This is a genomic window from Croceitalea vernalis (assembly GCF_031846405.1).
Lineage (GTDB): Bacteria > Bacteroidota > Bacteroidia > Flavobacteriales > Flavobacteriaceae > Croceitalea > Croceitalea vernalis.
Genome location: NZ_JAVRHU010000037.1, coordinates 1 through 218, shown reverse-complemented (window position 1 = coordinate 218; position 218 = coordinate 1). Strand labels below are relative to the sequence as shown.

Here is a 218-nt window from a genome sequence, read left to right as displayed (position 1 = left end):
GCCGTAAAAACTTATGTAGATAACCAAGTAGCAACATTAGGTGATGATGATATTACCGCAGTAACTTTTGATGGTACAAACTTAACTGTTGATGAAGGAACAACAACATTCTTTGCAAGTTTGGCAACTCTTGAAGAATCAGCAGATATTACTGCAAATACAACAGCTATAGCACTAAAAGAAGATGCAGCTAATAAGTCTACAGATATTACGCTAGC

At 35.8% G+C, this 218-nt stretch carries 1 protein-coding gene; it reads left to right on the top strand.

All coding sequences use genetic code 11. The annotated features are described in order from the left end of the window. On the top strand, positions 1–218 hold a 218-nt coding region (locus RM520_RS15305), incomplete at both ends, for a hypothetical protein (RefSeq protein ID WP_311388582.1).